The 26,033-nt window shown below is 40.1% G+C and carries 22 protein-coding genes and 2 riboswitches; of the genes, 10 read left to right on the forward strand and 12 right to left on the reverse strand.

The genetic code is table 11. The features are described from left to right. Positions 1-4: 4 nt before the first annotated feature. Positions 5-142, forward strand: a complete 138-nt coding sequence (locus ACFW35_RS11655; RefSeq protein WP_172827342.1) for a hypothetical protein — start codon at positions 5-7, stop codon at positions 140-142. Positions 143-164: 22 nt separating this feature from the next. Here the strand turns inward: ACFW35_RS11655 and ACFW35_RS11660 are convergent, their stop codons facing one another. Then, positions 165-1,313 (reverse strand): histidine kinase N-terminal domain-containing protein, encoded by a 1,149-nt coding sequence (locus ACFW35_RS11660; protein ID WP_379845869.1) that lies wholly within the window; start codon positions 1,311-1,313, stop codon positions 165-167. A 169-nt stretch (positions 1,314-1,482) separates the two neighbouring features. Here ACFW35_RS11660 and ACFW35_RS11665 point away from each other — a divergent pair, with 169 nt between their 5' ends. Genes ACFW35_RS11665 through ligD (ACFW35_RS11675) form a run of 3 tightly spaced genes read left to right on the forward strand, consistent with a single transcriptional unit; the run spans position 1,483 to position 4,222 of the window. After that, on the forward strand, positions 1,483-2,370 hold the full coding sequence (locus ACFW35_RS11665) for a Ku protein (protein ID WP_379845870.1): 888 nt from the start codon (positions 1,483-1,485) through the stop codon (positions 2,368-2,370). After that, positions 2,367-3,329 carry a non-homologous end-joining DNA ligase gene (gene ligD / locus ACFW35_RS11670; RefSeq protein ID WP_379845872.1) on the forward strand — a complete coding sequence of 321 codons (963 nt, stop codon included), beginning with the start codon at positions 2,367-2,369 and terminating at the stop codon, positions 3,327-3,329. The genes ACFW35_RS11665 and ligD (ACFW35_RS11670) overlap by 4 nt, the downstream gene beginning before the upstream one ends. Next, the gene (gene ligD / locus ACFW35_RS11675) at positions 3,302-4,222 is read left to right on the forward strand and encodes a non-homologous end-joining DNA ligase (RefSeq protein WP_379845873.1); all 921 of its coding nucleotides are present in this window, start codon (positions 3,302-3,304) and stop codon (positions 4,220-4,222) included. The genes ligD (ACFW35_RS11670) and ligD (ACFW35_RS11675) overlap by 28 nt, the downstream gene beginning before the upstream one ends. 42 nt (positions 4,223-4,264) lie before the next feature. Here ligD (ACFW35_RS11675) and ACFW35_RS11680 read toward each other — a convergent pair whose 3' ends face one another. From ACFW35_RS11680 to ACFW35_RS11700, 5 genes are all read right to left on the reverse strand, one after another. Next, the gene (locus ACFW35_RS11680) at positions 4,265-5,287 is read right to left on the reverse strand and encodes a LacI family DNA-binding transcriptional regulator (RefSeq protein WP_379845875.1); all 1,023 of its coding nucleotides are present in this window, start codon (positions 5,285-5,287) and stop codon (positions 4,265-4,267) included. A gap of 396 nt (positions 5,288-5,683) precedes the next feature. Continuing rightward, entirely contained in the window at positions 5,684-7,240 is a 1,557-nt protein-coding gene (locus ACFW35_RS11685) for an alpha-amylase family glycosyl hydrolase (RefSeq protein ID WP_379845876.1), read from the reverse strand. Between the two features lie 28 nt (positions 7,241-7,268). Beyond that, on the reverse strand, positions 7,269-8,105 hold the full coding sequence (locus tag ACFW35_RS11690) for a sugar ABC transporter permease (protein WP_379833445.1): 837 nt from the start codon (positions 8,103-8,105) through the stop codon (positions 7,269-7,271). A gap of 1 nt (position 8,106) precedes the next feature. After that, entirely contained in the window at positions 8,107-9,369 is a 1,263-nt protein-coding gene (locus ACFW35_RS11695) for a sugar ABC transporter permease (protein ID WP_379845878.1), read from the reverse strand. A 155-nt stretch (positions 9,370-9,524) separates the two neighbouring features. Further along, positions 9,525-10,790: an extracellular solute-binding protein gene (locus ACFW35_RS11700; RefSeq protein ID WP_379845879.1), complete on the reverse strand. Its 1,266-nt coding sequence runs from the start codon at positions 10,788-10,790 to the stop codon at positions 9,525-9,527. Positions 10,791-11,293: 503 nt separating this feature from the next. Here ACFW35_RS11700 and ACFW35_RS11705 point away from each other — a divergent pair. Both ACFW35_RS11705 and ACFW35_RS11710 read left to right on the forward strand, forming a co-directional pair. Next, positions 11,294-13,018: a glycoside hydrolase family 13 protein gene (locus ACFW35_RS11705; RefSeq protein ID WP_379845881.1), complete on the forward strand. Its 1,725-nt coding sequence runs from the start codon at positions 11,294-11,296 to the stop codon at positions 13,016-13,018. A gap of 102 nt (positions 13,019-13,120) precedes the next feature. Then, the gene (locus ACFW35_RS11710; protein WP_379845882.1) at positions 13,121-14,479 is read left to right on the forward strand and encodes an MATE family efflux transporter; all 1,359 of its coding nucleotides are present in this window, start codon (positions 13,121-13,123) and stop codon (positions 14,477-14,479) included. 132 nt (positions 14,480-14,611) lie between these two features. On the opposite strand, the gene asnB is transcribed toward ACFW35_RS11710, so the two are convergent. Beyond that, positions 14,612-16,459 (reverse strand): asparagine synthase (glutamine-hydrolyzing), encoded by a 1,848-nt coding sequence (asnB, locus tag ACFW35_RS11715; RefSeq protein WP_379845884.1) that lies wholly within the window; start codon positions 16,457-16,459, stop codon positions 14,612-14,614. 157 nt (positions 16,460-16,616) lie between these two features. On the opposite strand from asnB, the gene ACFW35_RS11720 reads away from it, so the two are divergent. Then, positions 16,617-17,711, forward strand: coding sequence for an AI-2E family transporter (locus ACFW35_RS11720; RefSeq protein WP_379845886.1), 1,095 nt, complete (start codon positions 16,617-16,619; stop codon positions 17,709-17,711). A gap of 168 nt (positions 17,712-17,879) precedes the next feature. Here the strand turns inward: ACFW35_RS11720 and ACFW35_RS11725 are convergent, their stop codons facing one another. From ACFW35_RS11725 to ACFW35_RS11745, 5 genes are all read right to left on the reverse strand, one after another. Next, a complete protein-coding gene (locus ACFW35_RS11725) occupies positions 17,880-18,416 on the reverse strand; it encodes a 1,2-dihydroxy-3-keto-5-methylthiopentene dioxygenase (RefSeq protein WP_379845887.1) in 537 nt (178 codons plus the stop codon). After that, positions 18,394-19,065: a methylthioribulose 1-phosphate dehydratase gene (locus ACFW35_RS11730; RefSeq protein ID WP_379847474.1), complete on the reverse strand. Its 672-nt coding sequence runs from the start codon at positions 19,063-19,065 to the stop codon at positions 18,394-18,396. The genes ACFW35_RS11725 and ACFW35_RS11730 overlap by 23 nt, the downstream gene beginning before the upstream one ends. A 2-nt stretch (positions 19,066-19,067) precedes the next feature. Beyond that, positions 19,068-19,733 carry a 2-hydroxy-3-keto-5-methylthiopentenyl-1-phosphate phosphatase gene (locus ACFW35_RS11735; RefSeq protein WP_379845889.1) on the reverse strand — a complete coding sequence of 222 codons (666 nt, stop codon included), beginning with the start codon at positions 19,731-19,733 and terminating at the stop codon, positions 19,068-19,070. Next, a complete protein-coding gene (locus tag ACFW35_RS11740; RefSeq protein WP_379845891.1) occupies positions 19,730-20,971 on the reverse strand; it encodes a 2,3-diketo-5-methylthiopentyl-1-phosphate enolase in 1,242 nt (413 codons plus the stop codon). The genes ACFW35_RS11735 and ACFW35_RS11740 overlap by 4 nt, the downstream gene beginning before the upstream one ends. A 77-nt stretch (positions 20,972-21,048) precedes the next feature. After that, positions 21,049-21,162, reverse strand: a riboswitch (SAM riboswitch). A gap of 56 nt (positions 21,163-21,218) precedes the next feature. After that, positions 21,219-22,397 carry a pyridoxal phosphate-dependent aminotransferase gene (locus ACFW35_RS11745; protein WP_379845893.1) on the reverse strand — a complete coding sequence of 393 codons (1,179 nt, stop codon included), beginning with the start codon at positions 22,395-22,397 and terminating at the stop codon, positions 21,219-21,221. Between the two features lie 106 nt (positions 22,398-22,503). Between ACFW35_RS11745 and ACFW35_RS11750 the strand changes: the two genes are divergently transcribed. The 3 genes from ACFW35_RS11750 (at position 22,504) to mtnA (ending at position 26,026) form a co-directional block, all read left to right on the forward strand. Next, a complete protein-coding gene (locus ACFW35_RS11750) occupies positions 22,504-23,286 on the forward strand; it encodes a carbon-nitrogen family hydrolase (protein ID WP_379845895.1) in 783 nt (260 codons plus the stop codon). Between the two features lie 204 nt (positions 23,287-23,490). Further along, a riboswitch (SAM riboswitch) is annotated at positions 23,491-23,662 on the forward strand. Positions 23,663-23,749: 87 nt separating this feature from the next. Next, complete coding sequence (gene mtnK / locus ACFW35_RS11755) at positions 23,750-24,967, forward strand: S-methyl-5-thioribose kinase (protein WP_379845896.1); 1,218 nt, start codon at positions 23,750-23,752, stop codon at positions 24,965-24,967. A 3-nt stretch (positions 24,968-24,970) separates the two neighbouring features. Next, entirely contained in the window at positions 24,971-26,026 is a 1,056-nt protein-coding gene (gene mtnA, locus ACFW35_RS11760) for an S-methyl-5-thioribose-1-phosphate isomerase (RefSeq protein ID WP_379845898.1), read from the forward strand. Positions 26,027-26,033 lie beyond the last annotated feature (7 nt).

Here is a 26,033-nt window from a genome sequence, read left to right on the forward strand (position 1 = left end):
CTATATGACACACCGCTATACAAAGGACGATAATAAAAGACCAGAAGACAATCAGGCGATGAACCAGCTTAAGAACGAAGCTGAACTCGAGATAAAGCAGAAAGGCAAACAGCCTTACTCTAAAAAGCCTGATCATCTTTAACAGCATGAAAAAAGCTCCCGAATCAACGGGAGCTTTCTTTTATTGCTGGAAATTTTATAGTGAAACATGTGAAATCTTCTTTGGAATTCACTTCGATTGTGCCATTATGTTTTTCTACAATCTGTTTGCAAACCGATAATCCAAGACCTGTCCCAAGGGATTTAGTCGTTACAAACGGCTCGAAAACGTTCTCCAGTAAATAATCAGGGATTGGATTTCCGTTATTACAGATTGAAAGTTCAACTGTTTTTTCTAAGGTCCTCTTTAGTTTGACCTCAATATTACGTTTACCATTCCACTCACTTAATTCTTCAACTGCGTTCACGAGAATATTTAATAAGACCTGTTTGATCTGTGAACTGTCTCCTTCAATATATACCTCATCGCTTAAATCAGAATGAATGATGATATTGGTTTCTGTGAATCGAGGATACATAAATTCAAGCATCTCTTTTAGGAGTGTTGTTAAAGGTACACTTACAAGCTTATCTTCAAGGCCTCTCATTTTGGATAAATAAAGAAACTGAGTGATCTTTTCTTCAAGACTCTGCATCTCGTTCTGGATGATCTCAAAGTAATAAGCTGATTGATCCGTTTTCTCCAGTTCTCTTTGAAGCAAATAAATAAATCCTTTAACTGATGTCAGCGGGTTTCTAAACTCATGTGCAAAGCTTGCTGCGATTTGTCCAAGCATCGTTAGCCTGTCATGATGCATTTCCTGAATGAACTGATTTTTTCTATCTATGATGGAGTCCTTTAGTGCCGTATAGTCTTTCACGCTTAAAAATAGAAGGTGATCAAAATAACGCTGCATCATAAGGACACCTTCGCCTTTTTCATGTTCGTTTAATAAGGAACACATTAAAAGCTCGTAAACAATGCTCCGGCCGATGTTTATGTTATGTACAAAATCTCCGATGTTTGCCTTTGCTTCAATTCGCTCTTTGGCCATTTTGTTTGTGAGATTACTTACTCTGTCGAGCGAACCTGTTTCCAAGTAATAGATCAGTTCTGCGATCGTTTGATAGCCGTTCTTTTTGACTTCCTCATAAAAAGGATCATTCTGCGGCAACAGTACATTTTCAAGCCATTTTTCAACGATGCTTGATTTCTGCTCACTAAGGAACGAAGCCAGCTTCTTATTTATTTGTTCATGTGTACTGCTATCCATGTAGTAATCACCCTTTAAATAAACAATCTCTGTCATCCATTATGAAGGATATTACATGATTCTACAATGCATTGTCGAAATGTGTATAAATTATGGAAAAATATACATGATGTTTATTTTAATGGAAATCAAACACTATGTAATAAACGATCGTGAAAGGATGGTTTCCATGCATACGATGTGGAAAGGTGCAATCAGCTTCGGGCTAGTAAATATTCCAATTAAACTGTTTGCTGCCACAGAAAATAAAGATATTAAGATGAGATATTTACATGAAAAGTGCCACAGCCCTGTTCAATATGAAAAGATATGCCCTGTATGTGAAGAAACAGTTGACTCTAAAGAGATTGTTAAAGGGTATGAATATGAGCCTGGAAAGTTCGTCGTGGTTGATAAGGATGAGCTGGATGAACTGGCAGGAGTGTCTGATAAATCGATCGAAATCATTGATTTCATACAACTAGAAGAGATTGATCCGATTTTTTACAACCGTTCTTATTTTGTTGGGCCAGGAGAAAACGGAACGAAATCCTTTGCACTATTAAAAAAAGCTATGGAAGACACAGGCAAGATCGGTCTTGCTAAGTTCACACTCCGATCTAAAGAGCATCTTGCAGCAGTACGTGTGTATAAAAACGGGTTAGTGCTAGAAACAATCTTTTACCCGGACGAAGTACGCAATGTTGATCACGTTCCTAGATTAACTGACGAAGTTTCACTTAATGAAAAAGAGCTTGAAATGGCGAAACAGCTTATCGAACAATTAACAGCTCCATTTGAGCCGGAAAAATATGAAGACGAGTATAGAGAAGCTGTTCTTGAGCTGATCAACAGTAAAATTTCAGGTGATGAAGTAAAAGTGGCAAAAGAAAAACCAAAGACAAATGTAGTTGATCTAATGGAAGCTCTACAAGCTTCAATCAACGAAAGTAAAGGCAAAGAACCAAAGAAAAAAGAAACAAAGAAACAAAAGGAAACGGCAGAGAAAAAATCTGACGAGGAAAAGAAAACGAAGAAGAAAAAATCAACAGCTAAGAAGAAAGCTTCAAGTTCATGATTTCTGCTTTTCTTAAACCCATGCTCCCTACTCTTTCTAATGAACTTCCGGTTGGCGAGGATTGGGTATATGAAGTAAAGTACGATGGTTTTCGGTGTCTTCTTTATTGGAATCATTCCAAAATTGTTATGACTTCCAGAAATGGGCATCCTCTGCATACAATATTTCCGGAAATCCCTAACTTTTTAAAGAGCTTTGAAAATAAGCTGAATCACTTGTTTCCGCTTTTGCTCGATGGTGAATTGTGTATTTTAGAAAATCCTTTTAAAGCAAACTTTGAACAGATTCAAAAAAGAGGCCGGCTAAAACAAAGTGACAGAATTACACAAGCTGTTAAGCTGTGTCCCTCCTCTTTTTGTGCTTTTGATTTGCTTGCTGTTGAAGGTCAATACATCTATCACGAGCACTTTTTAAAAAGAAAAGAATTGCTGTCGGGTTTCATAGAAGCATTAGATGTGGATATCCAAAAGGTAATCCCTTCATCTTTTATGAACTTTGTCCCTTTTACTAATGATAAAGAGTATATTGAACATACTGTCCGGAATAACAAAAGCGAGGGTATCGTAGCGAAAAATATTAAGAATAAGTGGTCTTCAGGAACTCGGACAACTCACTGGATAAAGGTAAAAAATCTTAAATACAGTACGTTTATTCTGACAGGATACGATACAGAAAACGGTTTTTTCCATGTTGGTGTTGTAAAAGAAGATCAGATCATTTTTGTCGGATTGTTTTCGCACGGAATCTCACCTGAAGAGAAGGAAGCCTTAATTCAGGTCGTGAAAAGAAACCGAAGCGGAAAATCAGGCTCTATCATTATGATTGAACCGTCGCTGTGTGTGGAGCTTTCTTTTTTAGAGGTTTACAAAGAACAGTTAAGACAGCCGCGCTTTTTCCGTTTTCGTTTTGACGCTGACTGGGAGGATTGTACATGGGAAAGCCTGCAAAAGAACAGCTGAACCTGCAAGTTAATGGAGAGATCGTCACATTGACGAGTCCTGATAAGCCTCTTTGGCCAAAACATAACATAGTAAAAGTCGAATACATCAACTATTTGACACACATAGCGCCGTACATGCTCCCCTTCCTTAAGAACCGTGCACTTACAGTAATCAGATATCCGCACGGCGTTGGAGATGAAAGATTTTATCAAAAGAACTGTCCAGATTATGCGCCTGAATTCATACAAACGGTTCAAGAAGAGGATATCAATTATATTGTTTGCAATAACTTGCCTACCCTTTTATGGCTTGGAAATCAGCTTGCATTTGAGTTTCATATTCCTTACCGGACATCTGATACTTCCTTTCCGTCAGAGATTGTGATGGATCTCGATCCACCATCCCGGGAAGAATTTAAGCTTTCGATTGAAGCCGCTTTGATGATCAAAGAAGTTTGCGATAACCTTCGATTGACAACTTTTATTAAAACAAGCGGCAATAAAGGGATGCAGATCTATATTCCTCTACCTGATGATCAAGTAACATTTGATGAGGCCCGGCTTTTCACTGAATTTCTTGCACACTATTTAATTGAAAAAGAACCTCGCTGGTTCACAATCGAAAGGCTAAAAAAGAACAGAGGCAACAAATGTTATATCGATTATATCCAGCATGCCGAAGGCAAAACCATTATTGCACCTTATTCAGTAAGAGGAAATGATGATGCACTCGTAGCTGCGCCGCTTTATTGGCATGAGGTGGATGAGTCGCTTAAACCTGACTTTTTTCCGCTAACTGTTATTCAAGATCGAATTAAAGAAGTTGGCGATCCTTTTAAAGAGTTTTTTTTAGCGAAAAATAGACAGCAATTTTCTCCTGTATTAAAAGCATTAAAAGAAAAAAGCCTTTAACTGAGAGAATGAACTCATCAGATAGAGGCTTTTTAACATAGGCTAATTCATTTTTTTACAAGATTGTCTTTCAACGAGCTCGAATGGCACCGCAACGCGTTTTGCTGGTTTTCCTGGTGTTTGAATGCATTCCAGTAACCCCTTTGCTGCTTCATAACCGAGCTGAAAAATATTAATATCAACGGAAGTTAAGGCCGGTGAAGAAAGTTCTGAAAGCATTACATTGTTGAAGCTTAACAAGGAAATATCCTCGGGAACACTTAATCCTAGATCATTTAATGTACTTAATACACCAAATGACATAAGATCATCCATCACAATCAATGCAGTTGGCGGATTTTTCAATGCCAGCAGTTCTTTTACAGCTTCCTGCCCGCCTTCTTTTAGGAACTCTTCGTGAACGATATATTCATCTTTATGCGGCAGTCCTGCATTTCGTATCGCTTTTTCATAACCTAACAAACGGTCGATTGTTACGACGAGGTTTAAGTCACCGCCAACAAAGCCTATTCGTTCATGGCCGAGGGACAATAAATGTTCAGTCATTTCCTGTCCAGCACGGAAATTATCGTTATCAATATGTGTTATCGTTTCTGCATTTTTAAAAGGTTTTCCGATTACGGTAAAAGGAAAGTTTTGTTCTTGCAGATAGCACATGATCCGATCGTCCACTCTCGAATACAGCATAACGATTCCATCAACACGCCGTCCCTGCACCATGCGGACAACACCATCAAAAATTTCATCCTCCGTTTTTCCCGTTGACATATATAGCGCATATTCCTGCTCGTGCGCCATCGTGCTGATTCCTCTGATTACTTCCGGGAAGAAAGGGTTTTGGAAAGCTTTATCTGCAGAACTCGGCATGACGAGTCCGATAGCCTGAGTGCTGCGGTTAGCTAAACTTCTAGCATTAAAGTTAGGATGATAGCCAAGGTAATCCATTGCTTCTTTCACTTTTCGTTTTGTTTTTTCTGATATACGCGGGTTGTTAGCAATAACCCTTGATACCGTTGAAGGAGCAACATCTGCTAATTTCGCTACATCTTTAATGGTAACTGACATAATGGGAGTCCTCCTTTCAGACTATTACTTTGGCTGTATACGCTTTATTAATCCAACATAATTGTATAGAATCCTTAGGAAAAAAGATATATGATTATTGATTAAGTTTCTAAAATTGACTGTTTTCTTTGTAGCTCTTGTGAGTGGTTGATTTCCGCTCCAGGGTGCTCGCTTTCCGTGGGGTGTGCGTTGAGCCTCCTAGCGCTCTGCGCTGTTAGGAGTCTCACAAGATAGTATCACTGAAACATTCTTGCTCCTGCGTCTACAAGTAAATGCTACGAAGTGAGCTTCCTCGTCGCATGCCTAGCGAGAAGCTTCTCAGGTGGTAGGCACGCACCTTGCGCTCCAATCAACTTGTCAATGAAGAGAATGAAAGCGACCCAAAACCAATAATTTTTAGAGAAAATTTTTTAGAAATTCGCAAAATCTTAATCTTTTAAGTTTTCTATACAGAAATACAACCAACAAAATTACGAGAATAACTCCTGAAGCTATTTCAGCGTAGAGATAAGGATTTGAACTATCTTTTTGTAAAAGGAAAATATGCGCTGCCTCTCCTTTAACTTGAAGTTCCATGGTGTCACCTTTAACTTTTGCTTCTTCTTTGTTTAATAGATCAACTAGTATATGTCCTTTCAAATCCTTGTCTTTAAAAGTGATCTCTGCATCTTTTTTATCGTTGTTATAAACGATATAAATCGTTTCATCTTTATGCGTTCTCTTAAATACCGCTTTTGCTCCATCATCTTTTATCATGGAAAAATCTCCGCGGCGAAGTGATGGATGTTTTTGTCTCATATCACCAAGCTTCGCTGTAAATGTTTCCAGCTTTTTGTTCTGGCTGAAGTCCATCATACGGCGGTTGTCAGGATCTTTCGCACCGTCCATCATATGTTCTGTCCCTTGATATAGAATCGGAATTCCAGGAGCGGTGTAAAGATAGGTTAGTGCCAATTTAAGTCTTTTTTCTGGGTCCTCTTGTTTAAGCAGCACTTCTCTTACAAAACGGATGTTGTCATGATTATCGATGAAATTGCCTAACGTATAGGGATCTTCATAATAATAATTGTTTCTTTCCCACACAGAGTGCAGCTCTGAAAGAGATTGACCGCTTTGTTTGAAAATCCTTACCATCTCATTAAACAAAGGATAATCTACAAAGGATTGAATTCCTGCTTTGTTATATTCTGCAATATACCGAGGATCGTTGTGCCACACTTCACCGATTAAATAGAAATCAGATTTCGCTCCTTTAACTCTTTCGGAAAATTCTATCCAAAAATCTTTTGGAACATGCTTAACTGTATCTAGCCTGTAGCCGTCAATATCTGTTTCTTTTATCCAATATTCAGCCATTTCGAGCAAGTAGTTTCTCGTTTCAGGATTTTCTGTATTTAAATCCGGCAATCCTGCAAGCCATCCGTTCTCTACATTTTGCTGATTGTCCCAATTGCTGATCTCCTCCTGGGGATGAAACCAGTCTTTTTTTTCAGGTTCGTTCTGCCATGAATGTTTGTAGCCTGTATGATTCACAACAAGATCCAATATTACTTTTATGTCACGATCATGGGCTTCCTTAACAAGCTGCTTTAACTCTTCCTTCGTCCCAAAATGTTCTTCCGTTTCGTAAAAGTCCTCTGTCCAATAACCATGGTAGCCGCGTTCCTCATTTTTCACTACAGGTGTCATCCAAATTGCTGTTACACCAAGTTTTTTGAGGTATTCAAGCTTTTCAGTAATCCCTTTAAAATCTCCCCCATGATAGGCTGCAGGGTCTGATGTATCAACATTAAAATCATTCTTTTTATCACCATTATGAAACCGGTCTATCATAATAAAATAGATGGTCTCGTCTTTCCATGATCGCTCTTCCTTTTTTTCTGCAAGCGCTTTATTTTGAACAGATAAAAAAAGAAGAAACGACAAGCCCAAGATCATGATCTTTTTGCCCATCGCCGTTCCTCCTAGATTGTTGTACTTATTAACCTTTCGTTCCGCCTGCTGTTAAACCTGAGATAAAGTAACGCTGCAGCGATAAGAAAAGCAATCCGATTGGAATAGCAACTAATACTGAACCTGCCGCAAAAAGCGTAAAGTTATTTCCAAATTTATTTGAGATCATGTTAAACAATCCAACTGCCAGTGTCTGCTTTTCATCAGAGCTAATAAGAATAGAAGCCAAGATAAAATCAGCAAATGGCGAGATGAAACTGAATAGCGCAATTACCGCTAGAATCGGTTTCGAAAGCGGCAAAATAATTTGCCAGAAGATACGGAAGTGACCTGCACCATCAATACGTGCGGATTCATCCAGTTCTTTTGGAATCGTATCATAATAGTTTTTCGCCAAATATGTGTTCATCGGAATTAATCCGCCAACGTACACAAGAATTAAAGCCAGATGTGTATCTAACAATCCTACTTGGAATGCAAGAATATAGATTGCAAGTATTGCTACGAACTGCGGGATCATCTGCAAAATCAGGAACAATAACAATCCATTCTTGCGTCCAACAAACTTATATCTTGAGAAGGCATAAGCAGTAAGGCCTATAAAGATGACGGAAAGCACCATTGTAATAAAACAGATCTTAAGCGTATTCCAGTACCATGTTAGATATTCAGTTTCTGCAAAAAGCTTTCTATAGTGATCCAAGGTAGCATTTTCGGGAATAATCGTCGAACTTGATAAGCTGTTACCTGGATTCAGTGAAGAGCCGACTACCCAAACGATCGGGTAGATTACAACAGCAATTGCACCTAAAAGAATAAGATACGACAGAGTTAAACGGATTCTATTTGCTGTTTTTATACTCATATTAAATCATTCCTTCATCCTTAAATGATTTGGTCTTTCTAAAGTAGAACAGTGACACCGAAACAATAATGATGGATAGCATAACGGTTACTGCTGCAGCTTTACTGTATTGTGCAGATGTCATCGTTAAGTTATAAATCCAGGAGATCAAGATATCAGTTCCACCTGCGTTCTGATCAGGAATCGCAGGACCACCATTGTTGAACAGGTAGATTACGTTAAAGTTATTAAAGTTAAACGTATACTGCGTAATCAAGATCGGAGCTGTCGTAAATAGAATCATAGGAAGCGTAATCTTTCTGAATTTGTCCCAAGTTGATGCCCCATCAACCGTAGCTGCTTCATAAAGCTCACCAGGAATAGATTGAAGAACTCCTGTTGTCATTGCCATAACGAACGGAAAGCCAAGCCATGATTGAATAAAGATCAATGCAATTTTTGTATAGAATGGATCTGTCATCCAAGGTATGGAATCGATTCCAAGAGATGCTAAAATATCGTTATTAATTGCTCCGAAAGTATCATTGAATAATCCTGAGAAGATAAGAATAGATACAAACGCTGGTACAGCCCATGGGAGAATCAATAATGTACGCATTAACCCTTTAAATTTAAGATCTTTCTGATTAAGAAGTACGGCAAGGAAAATCCCTACACCAATTTGTAATGTTGTAGCTGTAAAAGTCCAGATAATTGTCCAAGCAAATACGGATATAAACGTTTCACGCCAGATATCTAATGTGAACATTTCAATAAACGTTTGAAAACCTACCCAGTCTACTAGTTTATTAGGCGGTGAGTTATATAAATTATAGTTAGTAAATGATAGTAGAAGCATAAAGACGATCGGGAAAATAACTACGAAAACTAATAGCAGGAATCCAGGTCCCACCATAAGGTAAGGGAACCCTTTGTCGATCACGTTATGATATTGTTCGCGAAGTGTCGCTAACTGCAGCCCCATGTCGCGCTTCTTGCCATTTTGATAAGCATCATAAAAGTTCAATGCATAAAAGCCTAGTCCGATTGCAACTACGATCAAGGAGATAACACCATTTACAAGCAAGAATATAGAATGATCTCTTGGCACTTCTGTACCTAATGTTACAATTCCCCAAAGTCCAATATTTAGAAAATCCAGAAACGCAATAAAATAACATGCAGCTAAAAATAAGAATACAAATCCTTTCACCCATTGCTTGTTATAAAATTGCCCCAATCCTGGAATGATGGACAGCAGCGCTGCCGTCTTACGATGTGTCATTACAGGTTTCCCCTTTCCTTTTCCCGCTTACTGTATTGTGTATTGCTCGAAAGATTTCAGGACCCATTCTTTTTAGCGAAACCTTTCCAACATACACAATAGTGAGAGAAAGCAGTACCCGCGACGAGTGGGTACCGCTTTCCTCTTAGTGCTTTTTATTTTTTGTGGTTTGCTTCAATGTTTTGTCCGATTGTTTTTACTGCACTGTCTAATGCTGCTTGAGGCTTAGATTTGCCAGTTGCAGATAATTGAAGTGCGTTTGCAGCCGGAGCCCAAACTTCTGCCATCTCAGGGATGTTAGGCATTGGAACACCGCGTTCTGATTGAACAGCTACAGCTTTAGCAGCTTCGTTGTCTGCAATGATTGGGTCCTCCATTAGAGATACAACTGGAGGGATTTCTGCTGTCTTTTCATAACGAACTTTAGCGTTTTCTTCGTTTGTAATGAATTCAACAAGCTTTGCAGCCCATTCTTGGTTTTCAGAGAAAGCACTTACGTTATAACCTTTAACTCCGATGAATGTTTTTACATACTCACCGTTTGGAAGCTTAGGCATTGGTGCAACACCGATGTCGATTCCAGCATCTTTATAGCCTTGGAAAGACCAAGGTCCGTTCATAACTGAAGCTGCTTTACCTTCAGTGAATAATCCATCGATTGTAGAACCAGCTTTTTCACCGATGATACCTTTCGGGAACAATCCTTCGTTGTACCAGCTAGTGATATAGTCTAAACCTTCAACAGCACCTTCGTTAGCAAGGCCAACATCTTTAGGATCTAAAGTACCGTTGTCATCCTTAAATACATATCCGCCATATCCAGAAAGTACACCGTGTGCAAAGTAGAAGTCTGTCCAGTTTGCAAGGTATCCGTATTGAGCTCCACCTTTGTCTCCTTTAGAGAAAGCCATTAAGTCTTCTAAAGATTCAGGTGCTTTATCCATCATCTTTTTATTGTAGATGAATACTGGTGTTTCAGTTGACTTTGGAAGTCCGTAAAGGTTTCCGTCATATGTTAATGCGTTAATTGATGATTCTGTGTAAAGCTTTGTCACATCGTCAGAAACTTTGAGTGGTGCAATTAAGCCTTCAATTGCTAAAGGTCCGATGCGGTCATGCGGTGTTGTGATAACATCTGGTCCTTTTTTAGCTGGTCCATCAAGACGAAGTTTCTCTTGTTGGTCAAGCATAGGAATTTCTTTTAGTTCTACTTTGATACCGTGTTTCTCTTCAAACTTTTTGATGGCATCCTTCGTTCCCATACCTTTTTCCTGGTCTTCCCAGATAACCAGTTTCTCTGGCTTTTTGCTTGAAGCTTCTTTCTTACCGCCAGTTGAAGTGCTGTCTTCTTGCGGTCCGCAAGCAGCTAGAGCACTTGCAGCAAGAGCAAAAGTTAAAGGCAATGCTAATAACTTTTTCATGAATTGTACCCCCCATAAGATATAAAAATTCAAAGCATACAAACGTTTGCACAGACTAACAAAAAAATATAACTCTGTTGAATTATGTAGTTTTTTGTCGTTTATGAAAACGATTGCATTACCTGCTTAATTTCATTATACCTTGGCATTAAATTTTTACAATAGTTTTTTATTTTTTTTTGGATTCGCTTTCATTCCCCTTGATTTTCACTTTGAAAGCGGTTTATACTACTTTCAACAATATGAAGGCAATGTACAGCGTTAGGGGGTACAACCTAGGTAGTTTATAGGTTGTGCCCTTTTTTCGTTAGCGGTTGATTTCCGCTCCAGGTGCTCACTTTCCGCGGGGGGTGCGGTGAGCCTCCTCTGCGCTTTGCGCCGTTAGGAGTCTCACCTGTCACCCTGATCCCGCAGGAGTCTCGCACCTTGCGCTCCAATCAACTGACAATGATGTTTTTAGAAACAACTATAAGATAAATCTTTAAAATGAAGGGAGAAAAGATATGTTAAAAGAAGCGATCTACCACAGAGCAGGAAATAATTATGCGTATGCTTATGATGAAAAGACTCTCCATATCCGTCTGCGCACAAAAAAAGGAGATGCTGATAAAGTTTCCTTAATTTATGGCGATCCGTATAACTGGACGAAAGAGGGATGGCAAACCTCTTCTTCACCTATGACATTGAGCGGAACAGATGAATGGTTTGATTATTATCTTATTGAAATTCAGCCGCCTTTTCGCAGATTGCGTTACGGGTTTGAAATCACAAGCGGTGATGAAACAGTAGTGTATACCGAAAAAGGCTTTTATGAAGAAGCTCCGTTTGACGACACTGCCTATTACTTCTGTTTCCCTTTCTTGAATGCGATTGATGTATTTCGTGCACCTTCCTGGGTAAAGGATACGGTATGGTATCAGATATTCCCGGAGCGCTTTGCGAATGGTGACACAAGCAACGACCCTGAAAGCGCGGTACCATGGGGCAGTGAAGAACCAAAAAAAGATAATTTCTTTGGCGGCGATTTTCAGGGCGTGATCGATCACATCGATCATTTAGTGAAGCTTGGTGTCTCAGGTATTTATTTCACGCCAATATTTAAGGCTAAGTCTAACCACAAATACGATACAATCGATTACTTAGAAATCGATCCTCAATTCGGGGATAAGGAAACGTTTAAGAAACTCGTGAAAGTTTGTCATGAAAACGGCATTAAGGTGATGCTCGATGCAGTGTTTAATCATAGCGGCTACTATTTTGAACCTTTTCAGGATGTACTTAAAAATGAAGAGAAATCCCGTTATAAAAATTGGTTTCATCTCAGAGAATTTCCGATTGTGACTGAACCGCGTCCAAATTATGATACGTTTGCTTTTGAAAAAACAATGCCTAAGCTGAATACCGAAAACCCTGAAGTCCGTGAATATTTGTTGAAGGTTGCCCGCTATTGGATTGAAGAGTTTGACATAGATGGCTGGAGACTCGATGTTGCGAATGAAGTTGATCATTCTTTCTGGAGAGAGTTTAGAACTGCTGTAAAGACTGCTAAACCTGAAGCTTACATCTTAGGCGAGATCTGGCACGACTCTATGAACTGGCTGCAAGGGGATCAGTTTGATGCAGTAATGAACTATCCTTTTACAAATGCTGCTCTTGAATTTGTTGCAAAAAATACAATTGGTGCAAAAGTCTTTGTTGAAAAAATCACCGCTGTTATGCATATGTATCCAGAAAATGTGAACGAAGCAGCGTTTAATCTTCTTGGCTCACATGATACAAAACGTGTTTTAAACTTCTGTGAAGGCAACAAGGACAAAATGAAACTTCTCTTCCTTCTTATGCTGACATTCAAAGGTACACCGTGTATTTATTACGGAGACGAAATCGGTATGACTGGGGAAATGGATCCTGGATGCAGAAAATGTATGGAATGGGATGAAGAAAAGCAGGATCTGGATCTTTTTAATCATATCCAGAAACTCCTTTCTCTTCGTAAAGAACACAAAGTATTAGCAAATGAAGGCAAGCTGTCATTCATCTCGGCAAATGGCAAGACACTCGTTTATGAAAAATCTTCTTATGATGAAAGCATAATGATTCTCCTGAACGCTGGAGATGAACCTGTTGAGAAAGCATTTGTTGTCCCAGAAGGTTATGAATTACTATTCGGAAATGATGCATCTGAAGTAATACTGCCTTATGGATTCAGCATGTATAAAAAGAATTAAAACCGTCCCCTTACTAAAAAAGTAAGGGGATTTCCTTTCAAGAGTTCAATTTTCTGCTACAATAGGAAAATATTCTAAACACCTAGATGGAGAGGGATGTACATGAATGGAAATAAAGCCGCAAAGCTTTCCCTTTTTGCCATTACGTGGCCCATTTTTATAGAGATTTTACTTCATATGCTGATGGGTAACGCTGATACCCTTATGCTAAGCCAATACTCTGATCACTCGGTTGCAGCTGTTGGATTAACTAACCAGCTTTTATCAGTCGTAATCGTTATGTTCGGTTTTGTTGCTACAGGGGCGAGTGTGGTCATTGCACAAGCAATCGGTGCGAAGCTTGATAAAACGGCAGCCGAAGTTGCGGTTGTATCGATTATAGCAAACTTACTTTTCGGTTTGCTGTTAAGCGGAGCATTGCTTATTTGGGGTGACACTTTCTTAAAGTGGATGAATACTCCGCCTGAATTAATGAAAGAGGCAACCAGTTATCTTATGATCGTTGGCGGTTTTTCTTTTGTCCAATCTGTTATTATGACAATTGGTGCCGCTATTCGCAGTTACGGATTTACGAAGGATGCGATGTATGTAACCATCGGGATGAATATCTTAAATGTGATCGGAAACTACTTATTCATTTTCGGCACATTTGGATTCCCTGTTCTTGGTGTTGAAGGTGTCGCCATCTCCACTGTTTTCAGCCGATTTTTAGGATTGGTTGTCATTTTGTATCTATTATTCAAACGATCTTCTATTCCTCTGCCCTTTGCAAAGTCATTTAAGCTGATTCCGCTTCATATTAAAAGCGTGTTGAAAATCGGACTTCCGGCTGCAGGTGAACATCTTTCTTACAGCGGTTCTCAAATGGTTATTACTTTTTTCATTACATTGCTCGGCACTTCTGCTCTTACTACAAAAGTGTACACGTTTAATATTATGATGTTTATCTTCTTATTTGCCGTAGCAATCGGACAAGGGACACAAATTCTAATCGGACATATGATTGGTGCGAAGTCATATGACTCTGCTTATAAAATGTGTTTAAAAAGCCAGATCTATGCCATGATCATTAGCTTCTTTATGGCTGGAGTTGCTTCTTTTTTTGCAAAACCGCTTCTTTCCCTTTTCACGGATAACCCTGAGATTATAAAAGAAGGAACACTATTGCTTTACTTAACACTATTGCTCGAACCTGGACGTTCCTTTAATCTGGTCATTATTTCAAGCTTAAGAGCTGCTGGTGATGTAAAGTTCCCCGTTGTGATGGGTGTTATTTCTATGTGGGGTGTAAGTGTAACGCTCGCCTATCTCCTCGGCATCGTCTTTGAACTTGGATTGGCAGGTATTTGGATTGCCTTTATTGCAGACGAGTGGCTGCGCGGGCTTTTCATGTTAGCAAGATGGAGAAAACGAAAATGGCAGAATAAATTTATGGTGCGGAATGCTGAGGCGACTGCTTAAACTTTCGTGGGATTATTTTAATATGATTATTCCACGCATACATTACGTATATCTTGTCTTTCAAAGAAATACAAATATAAAAAAGCGGTCACTCAAGAGAGGTATCTTCTGAGTTTGCCCGCTTTTTGTTTATTAATCTATGATATTTACATTATAGTCACTCAGCCAGCTGTCTATTTGAGCCAGATGTGCCATTAGCTGCGGACCAGTCATCAACTGTCCGAACCAAGGTTCTTTGAATGTATCCCCGTTCGTATCAATGATTTTCTGTACTTTCTCACGGTTCAGGACTTCAAAAAGCGGCGAGTTCTTCTTATTTACAATACACTGCAGCCAGTCTTTTACGCCGTCCGTATACTCGGGGTGAAAAGTTTTAGGATATGGACTTTTCTTCCGATACAAAACGTTATCTGGAAGCATGCCGGTTAATGCTTTTCTCAGAATCCCCTTCTCTCTTCCTTCAAGCATCTTCATTTCCCAAGGGATATTCCATGCATACTCTACGATTCTATGATCTGCAAAAGGCACCCTGACTTCTAAACTTGCTCCCATACTCATGCGGTCTTTACGATCAAGAAGTGTTGTCATAAACCATAGCATATTTAAATAAAAAATTTCTCTTCTTCTTGCTTCTAATCTCGTTTCTCCTTCAAGTAATGGTGTTTCTTTTACTGTTTCTTCATATCTTTGCTGAACATATGATGCGAGATTCATTTTTTCTGCCCAGGAATCCTGAAGAAGATTCTGTCTTGCTTTTGTTGAGCGCATCCAAGGAAACATATCCCGGTTCATGAGCTCTTCTTTATGAAACCATGGATATCCGCCAAAAATTTCGTCTGCGCATTCTCCAGACAGTGCTACTGTTGATTGCGGCTTAATCTGCCGGCAGAACCATAATAATGAAGAATCCACATCTGCCATACCAGGAAGGTCGCGTACCGTAACAGCTTCACGCAAATGATTGATTAATAGTTCGTTATCAATGACACAGCTATGGTGGGTGGATCCTGTTGCTTCTACCATTTTATTAATCCAGAAGCCATCTGAGTTCGGCTGATAATCGCTCGCCTTAAAGTATTTGTCATTGTCTTCATAATCAATGCTGAATGTGTGAAGTTCACCTTTGTTTTCTTCTTTAAAATGCTTGGATGCGATTGCCGTTATCGCACTTGAATCCAATCCGCCTGATAAAAATGTACAAACCGGTACGTCTGCTACAAGCTGACGGGTTACAGCATCTTTTACAAGCGTCCCTACGTTCTCAATTGTTTCTTCGAGTGAATGCTCGTGAGGTTTGCTTTCCACGTTCCAATAACGCCAGATCTTCAATCCATTCTTTGTGTAGGTTGCTGCATGTGCCGGCCGAAGCTCTTTTATTCCTTTATAAACACCGTTACCTGGTGTTCTGGATGGACCGAGGCCAAATACTTCTTGAAGTCCCTCACGATCAACTTCCGCCTTCATTTCGGGATGAGCCAGAATAGCTTTCAGTTCCGACCCAAAAAGAAAACGGCCGCCTTTTTCTGAATAAAAGAATGGTTTAACGCCTAAACGATCTCTTGCGACGAACAAACTCTCCTTCTCCTCATCCCATATTCCGAAGGCGAAAATCCCGTTAAACTTTTCGATACAGGCCTCTCCCCACTCTATATAAGATACTAGGAGAACTTCTGTATCAGAATGGCCTTCAAATGTGTAGCCGCCCTGCAAGAGCTCTTTTCGGATATCCTCCGTGTTGTACAGTTCCCCGTTATAGCAAAGTGTATAATTGTTGTTGTTCTTTTTTCTGCTCATCGGCTGTACGCCGCCTTCAATATCGACAACAGCAAGCCGGGCGTGACCAAATCCTGCATGTGTTGTGCTCCAGACATTCAATGCATCAGGTCCTCTTTTGGATAAAGTTGTGGCCATTTTTAACAGTACATTTTTTTCATTGATGAGGTTTCGATTCCAATCTGCCCAACCTGTTATTCCGCACATTGGTTTCATCCTTTCTATGCGAACTGCGAGTATAATGCGTATGCCCAATACTTAACATATGCTTTTATCCTTGTACGGGTGTTATGAAATATTTGTGCAAGTTCTTCCAACTTGTATATAATGAATCTATATTTCAGAAGATAAAGGTGATCATTTAATGCCACAGTCGAAGTTTTTTCGTATCGGTTACGGATTGCTCCTCATTTTTCTTATTATTTTAGTAGGAACAAAGATTGATTTTATTTTCAGACCGATCGTCGTTCTTGTTCAAACATTGTTTTTCCCATTCTTATTAGGCGGCGTTCTGTACTATTTGTTCCGTCCCGTTGTTCAATTTCTACATAAGCGCAACGTACCGAAAGTATTATCTATTTTGTTAATCTACTTGCTTGCCATCGGATTGTTTGTCTTATTGTTCTATTCCATCGGTCCTGTATTGCAAAGACAGGTCAGCAACCTGGTAGAAAACACACCTGCGTTAATTGATGCGATACGTTCAAAGCTGAACGATCTGCAGCAAAATGAATGGGTGAATCGCTTCCAGGAAAGTGAACAATTTGATGTGAAAGAAATCTCTGATAAAGTTTCAGCTTACTTATCTAATAGTGTTCAAACCATTGGAACGAACATTGCGAACTTCATCGGAATCATTACCAACATCATCATGATTTTCGTAACAGTACCATTTATCCTTTACTACATGCTAAAAGAAGGTGAAAAGGCGCCTCAGATGGTGCTTCAGACATTGCCTGAAAAACAGCGCAACAATGGGACGAAAATTTTAAAAGATATGGATATCGCGCTAAGCTCATATATCCAGGGACAGATTTTAGTCAGTGTATGTGTAGGAACAATGCTTTATATCGGATATTTAATTATTGGGATCGAGTATTCGTTGATCCTTGCAATCATTGCAATGTTTACGAACGTAATTCCGTTCTTAGGGCCTATTATCGGGGTTGTACCTGCGCTGATTGTAGCGGTTGTTGACTCTCCTGCTATGGTAATTAAAGTGCTGGTTATCATGGTCATTGCACAGCAGATTGAAGGGAATGTCATTTCGCCGCAAGTTATGGGTAAAAAACTTGATATCCATCCGCTTACGATCATTTCCATCTTGCTCGTTGCAGGAAGTCTTGGCGGACTGCTTGGTTTAATTTTAGCGGTTCCTGTCTATGCAGTGTTAAAGGTTATAGTTCTGCATACGTACAGATTGATTAATTTAAGAAGAGAAAAGAAGATAGAGGGATAAGGAAAGAGCACCGGTTGGCCGGTGCTCTTTTTTGGTTGGGTGGATTTCTTGGGGTAGCGCTCATATATCTTGGATGGCGCTCATTCAGCGAGTATAAATCCCACCTCTGCTTTTATTAATATAGAAAAAACACACCATTTCAGTTGAAATGGTGTGTCTTCGTTAAGATTACTTTGCTTCCAGAGGTTTTTTGTCGTAAATCGGCACCCAGCCTTCTTTTGATTTAAAGATGCGTACTGCTACTACTTTTCGATCTTCCTGCAGAGTAAAGTAATGACGGTAATTTTCAGGAACAGATATAAGATCGCCTGGCTCAAGCTCTACATCAAAGAACCTGCCGTTTGGTCCTTCTATTGCAAAAATTCCGTGACCTGAAACGATAAAGCGCACTTCATCATCTGTGTGGTGGTGTTCAGATAAGAAATTTTTCAATAGTTCATCTAAGTTTGGTGTTGCATCAGACAGTGAGATTACATCTGAAGTTACATACCCCCGGCGCTCCGAAATATCATTAATTTCGCTTTGGAACGTCTGAAGCACTTCTTCTTTTTCTTCATCCGTTAAAGAGTAGTTTTCACGAAGGTTTTGAGGGAGTTTTTCAATATCCCATTTTTCATAAATAACTTCCTGTGAATTTAAGTAAGCTTCTACTTCACTTTGATTTTCGATTCTTTCGTTGTTGTCATGAAATCTTAATTGTGCCATGTTTTACGCCCCCAAATGATATATTTTTTGTTTTTTTGCTTAAAAAAGAAAGTGTTTGAAGTTTTAAATGATAGGAGAAAAGAAATTCAAAAGCTTCCAAATGTTTTTTCGCTTCAAATGCATTTTTTCCCCAAACCGTGATTCCGTGATTGCGGATCAGTACTGCCTTCGTATCCTGTTTTATCACACCGGCAACGGCTTCAGAAAGCTTAGTCAAGTCTGCATAGTTCTCAACGATAGGTACTGTTATACTTCCGTCTTCTTCCCATATCCCAAATGCCTTGATTAATTCTTGTCTTTGAAATGTGATCTCTCCTTCGTTTCCATACAGCTCAGAGATAAGGTTATTGTCAACGGTATGAACATGCAGACAGCAGCCTGCATCAGTTAAGCGATATACTTCACAGTGAATGCCGGTTTCAGCAGAAGCTTTAAGCGATGTCTGCTCAACTGCTTTCCCTTCTCCATTAACGAGTAAAAAATCTTCTGACGTACGCTTCGTTTTATCTTTGCCGCTTGCAGAAACATAAAAGGTAAGCGGACTCTCTCCAACTTTTATAGATACGTTTCCACTAGTTCCAGGAAACCAGTTTCTTGCAGCTAATTCATCTTTCACATCGGCCAGTTCGTTCCAGCGTTGTTCATGAATAGTCAACTTCTTACCTCCTCTTTTTCCAATGCATGGATGACATCAAAAAATGTTTCAAAAGGTGTATATTGAATTTTGTTTTCTTCACATTTTTCAATTAAGTAGTCTCTTGCAAAAACTACATCAGCAAGCTTAGAAGCCTGAAGATCCGTTATGGAGTCACCGATTACGATTTTTTGAAAATCGTGATAATGGTTATCTGTCTTTCTGATAAAAGAAGGCTTGCAGCACCCGCAATCATTCTGGCAAAGTTCATCACATTTGTTTGGCCACGTAATTTTGATTTGCTCTTCGGAAAAATCACTATGATTGCAGATGATTTGTTCAGGATTCAGTTTATCTTTCAGCACTGGATGAACAAAGAAATCAATACCTCCGCTTACGATATAAAGCGGAATTTCTTCTTGCTTCGTAAAATTTATAAATTCTTTAAACCCATCTCTTATTTTGGAACGAGTTAAAACAAACTGTATGATGTCCTCCTTCTTGTTGGAAGATATCCGTGAAAACAGCTTCCCTACTCCTTCTCGAATCGAGATGTTTTCGTTTAAAATATCGTTCACGATCGGCTGCCATCCATCTGGAGCGAACTCTTCCATTATGGCTACGATGTTGTCTTTCTCAGTTACAGTTCCGTCAAAATCGCAGAAGATTACTTTGCGCGTCATGTTACAGGCACTCCGCCCCATAACTCCAAAGCTTTTTGAAGTTCTAGGTGTTTCTCGGCATAATTTTCTAGATTTTCGCCTGTAACTACTGCATCTACAGCTTGACGGAATGCTCGTGCCCCGCCTGCAGCTCCGTCAGGATGACCGTGAATCCCCCCTCCAGCATTGATGACACTATCTAAGCCAAAATCGCTGAACAGTACTGGAGTTAATCCAGGATGTATCCCCGCTGATGGTACCGGGAATGATTTTTTTAGCGCAATATTTTCTGTTGTTAATGCTTCTGCAATATTTAGTGTTTCATCTCTATCAAGTGCCACACTTCCATATGGGGACGGGAACAGTACTAGATCTGCTCCTGCATAACGCAAAAGTTTTCCGAGCAATACTGAGTAACCAATTCCATAAAGAGAAGATGAACCGATTGCTCCGGATAACGCAGGATGGGCCATGATCGGAAGCGTTATTTCTTTATCTTCTGACAATTCCTGAAGCACATCAGGACCATATGACAGCACATTGAACAGCAATGCATTTGCACCTAGATCTGCAGCGCGCCTTGCTTTATCACGCAGTTCGCTTGTCCTTCCGGTTAAGTTCACAGCGTAGAGCGTTTTTTCCCCAGTTCGTTGTTCTGCCTGCTGCAGCACTTCTTTTGCCGTCTTTATGCGTTCTTCGAACGGAGTCAGCGGATTATCAAAAAGAATTTCATCATCCTTCACAAGGTCTACTCCGCCAAGTGCCTGTTCATATAGCTGCTGTTTAAAGAATGAAAGATCTTTACCGAGCACTCCTTTGAAAATACTCATCACTAGCGGCCGGTTATGGACACCTAAAATATCACGTATCCCAGATATTCCGTACTTCGGTCCTGGGAAGCTCGATTCCAGCTGTTTATCAAACTCCAAATCTACGAGCTTAATCTCTCCATCAAGAGACAGTTTGCCAAAGACAGTCGTTAGAATCGCTGGAATATCGTTAGAAAAATTTGCAGAAGGATAAGAGATCTTCAGCAATCCTCTCGTACGCTGATTTCCTAAAAACCTATCAGCTGCATCGTCGCTCTCCAATTCAACGACGCTCTCCACAACACCTTTATGTTTTCGAAGCTGTTCCTGCTCAAGCAGCGGCAGACCTGTCCAAGATCCTACTGTCAATCCCAGCGCAATGCCTTCAGCTTTTTTATCTAAATTACCTTTCTTGTCATGAACCAAATAGGTCGCTGTTACTTTTCCCATATCGTTAAAACTCCTCTCAAACACAATAAAAAGCCCCATCCAAAAGGAAGGGGTGCTAAATATCGCAGGTCCGCTTCCTCTCATCTCTCAGTCTATTTGACTGCAAGAATTAGCACCGTTTTCAGCTAAACATTAGCTGAATGGTTGCCGGGTTTCATCGGGCTAGTCCCTCCACCTGCTCTTAATAAGAGTGCAAATTGTTCGAATATAATATTAATTGTGATTATGACAGGGCATGAAGATCCTGTCAACCAATTTTTTTAAGGACTTTTGCGATTCTGTCTGCTGCTTCAATCAGCCTATCTTCTGAAGTAAGCAATCCAGCACGTACATATTTGTCTCCTTCTTTTCCAAATCCGATACCTGGTGCAACAACAACATGCGCTTTCTCTAATAAATGATCCGCAAACGTTTCTGACGTGTATCCCTCAGGAACTGGCAGCCAGCAGAAGAACGATCCTTTGGGAGCTTGAACGTTCCACCCGTTATCTTTTAACCTGCCTATAAAAGCGTTGCGCCTCTTTTCATATGTCGCTACCAGCTCATCCACGCATTCCTGGGATTCATTGAGTGCTGCGGCCGCTGCATGCTGCACGGCTCCAAATAGACTGACATAAAAATGGTCTTGAAGAAGGTTGATAGATTCAATGACTTGCTCATTTCCGACTGCGAAACCGACACGCCAGCCAGCCATGTTGTATGTTTTGGACAGTGTATAGATTTCTATTCCAACTTCTTTCGCTCCATCAACCTCTAAAAAGCTGACAGGCTTTTTGCCTTCAAATCCAATAGCACCATACGCAAAATCATGGCACACTAAAATATCATGCTTTTTTGCAAGTTCAACGGTCTCTTCAAAAAAATCCTTCGTAGCGACACCTGCTGTCGGATTGTTCGGATAGTTTAAGAACATAAGTTTAGCTTCTTGCAGTACATTTTCCTCTAAACGATCATAATCAGGCAAAAAAGCATTCTCTGCTAAGAGAGGCATCGTCTCCATCTTCGCCCCAGCCATTGCGATTCCTGACCAGTAATCAGGATATCCGGGATCTGGAACAAGAGCAATATTTCCAGAATTTAAATAGCACTGAGATAACTCTACTAAACCCGTTTTACCTCCGAACAATACTGCTACTTCTTTTTCCGGATCCAGCGTAACTCCGTATTCTCTTTTATAAAAATCGGCTGCAGCCTGCTTTAAAAAGGAATGTCCGCGAAACGGCGAGTATTTGTGATATGCAGGATTGTCTGCCCCTTCTTTTAACGCATCAACAATATGATTTGGAGTGGGCTGATCCGGGTTCCCTTGTCCAAGATTAATAACATCATAGCCTTGATCCACATAATGTGATACTTTTTTTACAAGTTTAGCGAAAAATTGTTCCGGCAGTTTCCCCATGACCTCTGCCTGTTCAAAACGTTTCAAACGATCACTTCCAGTCTTATTTGAATGTTCTTGAAATTCTAATCAGTTATGTTATACGCTTAAGGAAATTCTGTAAAGACTTTTTTTGGCAGATAGGAGTGTTTTTGTGAAAATTGCATGTATACAAGTCGATGTCCAATTTGGAAATCCTGGAAAAAACATGGAACACATTGAGAAAAAAATTCGTGAGGCAGTTCGTCATCACAAGCCCGACACCATAGTGCTTCCTGAACTTTGGGATACAGGGTATGACCTGACGCGCCTTGACGAGATCAGTGATGAAAATGGGGAAAAAGCAAAAAAATGGCTCAGTTCCCTTGCTAAAGAGTTCGAAATTAATATCGTTGGCGGATCTGTGGCGTTTCGGAAAGGTAATGACGTTTATAATACAATGCTAAGCTTTGACAGAAAAGGTTCGCATATCGGAACGTATTCCAAGGCACACCTTATTACGCTTATGGAAGAAGAAAAATATATTGCTCCTGGCAAAGAAAACGGTATTTTCACTGTTGATGGGATATTGTCTTCAGCTGCGATCTGCTATGATATCCGTTTTCCTGAATGGATACGCATGCCTTTTATAAAAGGGGCAAAAATTTTATTTGTTCCTGCTCAATGGCCAATCCAGCGACAGACTCACTGGCGTGCTCTTTTGATTGCCAGGGCTATTGAAAATCAGTGTTATGTTGTAGCTTGCAATCGTGTTGGAAGCGATCCGAAAAATACATTCGCCGGTCAGTCTATGATCATCGATCCTTGGGGCGATATTGTGGCAGAAGCCTCCGTTTCTGAAGAAAAAATTCTTTCTGCTGAGATCTCTCCTGAATTGGTTGATGAAGTTCGGGCGAAGGTTCCTGTTTTTAATGACCGCCGTGTAGATCTTTACTAAGTGAAACCCCACTAGTGCAAGCGCAGGGGATGCTAACCGCACGCCCCGCGGAAAGCGAGCACCTGGAGTGGAAATCAACACTTTCAATAAGCTTTACGAGAACAGCTACCAAAAAAAAGTTTGACAAATCGTTTCCAAACATTGTAGTATAACGATTATGAATTGCGCGAATATTATTTCGCTTTAACGAACTGAATAATTGGTCTCTTATCAAGAGCAGGTGGAGGGAATGGCCCGATGAAACCCAGCAACCGACCGTAATACCATTGTGAAATGGGGCGCCCGCAAGATATGGGGAGCCGCTGAATTTTTAAGGAAATCAGCGTATGGCACGGTGCTAATTCCAGCAAAACTAATCGTTTTGCTAAGATAAGAGGTGCGGGACAACTGTCTTTCCGGGCCTCTTTTCTAATATGAAAAGAGGCTCTTTTATTTTTTAAAAACATTCCGGGGGGAACATAAAATGACCGCAAAAGTAAAATCAGCATATGAACCATTAAACGAACTGACTGTACTCGATGTAATTAAACCATTGAACTTTTTTGATACAGCCTCTCTAAACGAGCTCGTTGTTCAAGAGATTGGTGATGGCAACTTAAATCTTGTTTTCCGTTTACAAGATCCTGATTCCGAACAAGCACTGATCGTGAAGCAGGCTCTTCCTTATGCAAAAGTAGTTGGAGAAAGCTGGCCGCTTACTTTAGACCGAGCCAGAATTGAAAGTGATGCTTTATTGCAAGAGGCTGAGTCCGTTCCGCACCTCGTACCAAAAGTTTATTACTCCGATCCACACTTAGCCGTAACAGTGATGGAGGATCTTTCAGACCATGTCATATTGCGCAAAGGTTTGATTGAAGGAAATATGTATCCTCTTCTAGCAAAAGACATCGGAACATTCGCAGCAAATACAGCTTTTTATTCCAGTGATTTTTATCTCCACCCTTTCGATAAAAAAGAACAGGTAAAGCGTTTTTCCAACCCTGAACTTTGCAAGATTACAGAGGACTTAGTATTTACAGATCCATTTTTTGACCATGACACTAACGAGTTTCCTGCTGAACTGAGAAGTGGTGCAGAAAAAATTTGGGCAGATCAAGAATTGCTTCGTGAAGTCGCTCAACTCAGATTTTCTTTTTTAACTAGAGCTGAGATTTTGCTGCATGGCGACCTTCATACAGGAAGTATTTTTGTAAAAGAAGACTCGACAAAAGTGATTGATCCGGAATTTGCTTTCTATGGTCCAGCTGGTTTTGATCTTGCACACTTTTTTGCGAATCTGACACTGAATCATCTTTCACAAAACGCACATGCAAAAGAACCGTTCCATCGGGAAAATGTACAGTCCTTCCTGCTGCAAACGATCGAGAAAACATGGGAGACATACACGAATACTTTTACAGAACTATGGCGCGAAAAAGCATCAGATCCTTTTGCTAAAACAGAAGGCGTTCTTGAAAATTTCCTTCAGCACACCTTTCAGGAAACAATCGGGTTTGCTGGCTGTGAAGTAATACGAAGAACGATCGGTCTTGCACATGTTGCTGACCTTGATTCCATTGAACAAAAAGATATAGAACTTTTTTATAAGAAAAAAGCGCTTGAACTAGGAAGCTATCTCATAAAAAACCAAAGAAAATTTAAGAGTATCACTCAACTAACTGACTGGATTAGAGGTGCATAAACAATGAACGTAGCTGAAAAATGGGTCCCTTCTGTTCGATATCGCAGGGATCATCTTCTTATCTTAGATCAGCAGCAGCTTCCGCATCACACTGTATACTTGAATGTAACAAATATCGAACATGTGTGGGATGCTATTTCAAAACTAAAGGTGCGGGGTGCACCTGCAATCGGCATCGCGGCCGCTTTTGGCCTTGTGCTTTGGAGCAACAGCGAGAAGGATAACAACTTTGAATCCTTTTTATCAAAGCTGCAAGTTCAGCGAGATTACCTTGCCTCCTCCCGCCCGACAGCTGTTAACTTATTTTGGGCACTTGACCGGGTAGTTCGCGCGGCGCAAAAGGCCGTTTCGGTAGAAGATGGTAAAGAAAAGATTGAGCAAGAAGCGATCAACATTCAGACAGAAGATGAAAACACATGCCGCAAGATTGGCGAATATGCTCTTTCACTTTTACAGGATGGCGATGCAGTAATGACAATCTGTAATGCTGGTGCCATCGCCACGAGTAAATACGGCACAGCACTGGCTCCCTTTCACCTTGCAAAAGAAAGAGGATTGAATCTCTCCGTCTACGCAAACGAAACAAGACCTGTCCTCCAAGGGGCTCGTTTAACAGCTTGGGAGCTTCAGGCAAATGATATTGATGTAACGCTCATTACAGACAATATGGCAGCACATACCCTTAAAACAAAAAATATAAAAGCCGTTATCGTGGGCTGTGACCGTGTTGCGGCGAATGGAGATACCGCGAACAAAATCGGAACATTCGGATTAGCTCTTCAGGCAAAAGCGCTGGGCATTCCCTTTTATGTCGCTTGCCCTTTATCTACTCTAGATCTAGGAACAGCAAGCGGTGAAGATATTCCGATCGAGGAGCGTCCTGAAGAAGAAGTCACTCATTTAAACGGTATCCGTATTGCACCTGAAGGCATTAAAGTGTTCAACCCTGCTTTTGACGTAACACCCGCTGAGTATATATCAGCCATCATTACGGAAAAAGGTATTGTGAGCGGTAACTACAAAGATTCTCTTTCTGGGCTTAAGAAGGAAAACAATTAATACAACA

The organism is Fictibacillus sp. NPDC058756 (assembly GCF_042746035.1).
In the GTDB taxonomy this organism is placed as follows: Bacteria; Bacillota; Bacilli; order Bacillales; family Fictibacillaceae; genus Fictibacillus.

Excerpts from the sequence above, each read along its gene's own strand:
- ACFW35_RS11655 (WP_172827342.1), top strand. The coding sequence starts at position 5 with ATGACACACCGCTATACAAAGGACGATAATAAAAGACCAGAAGACAAT.
- ACFW35_RS11660 (WP_379845869.1), bottom strand. The coding sequence starts at position 1,313 with ATGGATAGCAGTACACATGAACAAATAAATAAGAAGCTGGCTTCGTTC.
- ACFW35_RS11665 (WP_379845870.1), top strand. The coding sequence starts at position 1,483 with ATGCATACGATGTGGAAAGGTGCAATCAGCTTCGGGCTAGTAAATATT.
- ligD (WP_379845872.1), top strand. The coding sequence starts at position 2,367 with ATGATTTCTGCTTTTCTTAAACCCATGCTCCCTACTCTTTCTAATGAA.
- ligD (WP_379845873.1), top strand. The coding sequence starts at position 3,302 with ATGGGAAAGCCTGCAAAAGAACAGCTGAACCTGCAAGTTAATGGAGAG.
- ACFW35_RS11680 (WP_379845875.1), bottom strand. The coding sequence starts at position 5,287 with ATGTCAGTTACCATTAAAGATGTAGCGAAATTAGCAGATGTTGCTCCT.
- ACFW35_RS11685 (WP_379845876.1), bottom strand. The coding sequence starts at position 7,240 with ATGGGCAAAAAGATCATGATCTTGGGCTTGTCGTTTCTTCTTTTTTTA.
- ACFW35_RS11690 (WP_379833445.1), bottom strand. The coding sequence starts at position 8,105 with ATGAGTATAAAAACAGCAAATAGAATCCGTTTAACTCTGTCGTATCTT.
- ACFW35_RS11695 (WP_379845878.1), bottom strand. The coding sequence starts at position 9,369 with ATGACACATCGTAAGACGGCAGCGCTGCTGTCCATCATTCCAGGATTG.
- ACFW35_RS11700 (WP_379845879.1), bottom strand. The coding sequence starts at position 10,790 with ATGAAAAAGTTATTAGCATTGCCTTTAACTTTTGCTCTTGCTGCAAGT.
- ACFW35_RS11705 (WP_379845881.1), top strand. The coding sequence starts at position 11,294 with ATGTTAAAAGAAGCGATCTACCACAGAGCAGGAAATAATTATGCGTAT.
- ACFW35_RS11710 (WP_379845882.1), top strand. The coding sequence starts at position 13,121 with ATGAATGGAAATAAAGCCGCAAAGCTTTCCCTTTTTGCCATTACGTGG.
- asnB (WP_379845884.1), bottom strand. The coding sequence starts at position 16,459 with ATGTGCGGAATAACAGGTTGGGCAGATTGGAATCGAAACCTCATCAAT.
- ACFW35_RS11720 (WP_379845886.1), top strand. The coding sequence starts at position 16,617 with ATGCCACAGTCGAAGTTTTTTCGTATCGGTTACGGATTGCTCCTCATT.
- ACFW35_RS11725 (WP_379845887.1), bottom strand. The coding sequence starts at position 18,416 with ATGGCACAATTAAGATTTCATGACAACAACGAAAGAATCGAAAATCAA.
- ACFW35_RS11735 (WP_379845889.1), bottom strand. The coding sequence starts at position 19,733 with ATGACGCGCAAAGTAATCTTCTGCGATTTTGACGGAACTGTAACTGAG.
- ACFW35_RS11740 (WP_379845891.1), bottom strand. The coding sequence starts at position 20,971 with ATGGGAAAAGTAACAGCGACCTATTTGGTTCATGACAAGAAAGGTAAT.
- mtnK (WP_379845896.1), top strand. The coding sequence starts at position 23,750 with ATGACCGCAAAAGTAAAATCAGCATATGAACCATTAAACGAACTGACT.
- mtnA (WP_379845898.1), top strand. The coding sequence starts at position 24,971 with ATGAACGTAGCTGAAAAATGGGTCCCTTCTGTTCGATATCGCAGGGAT.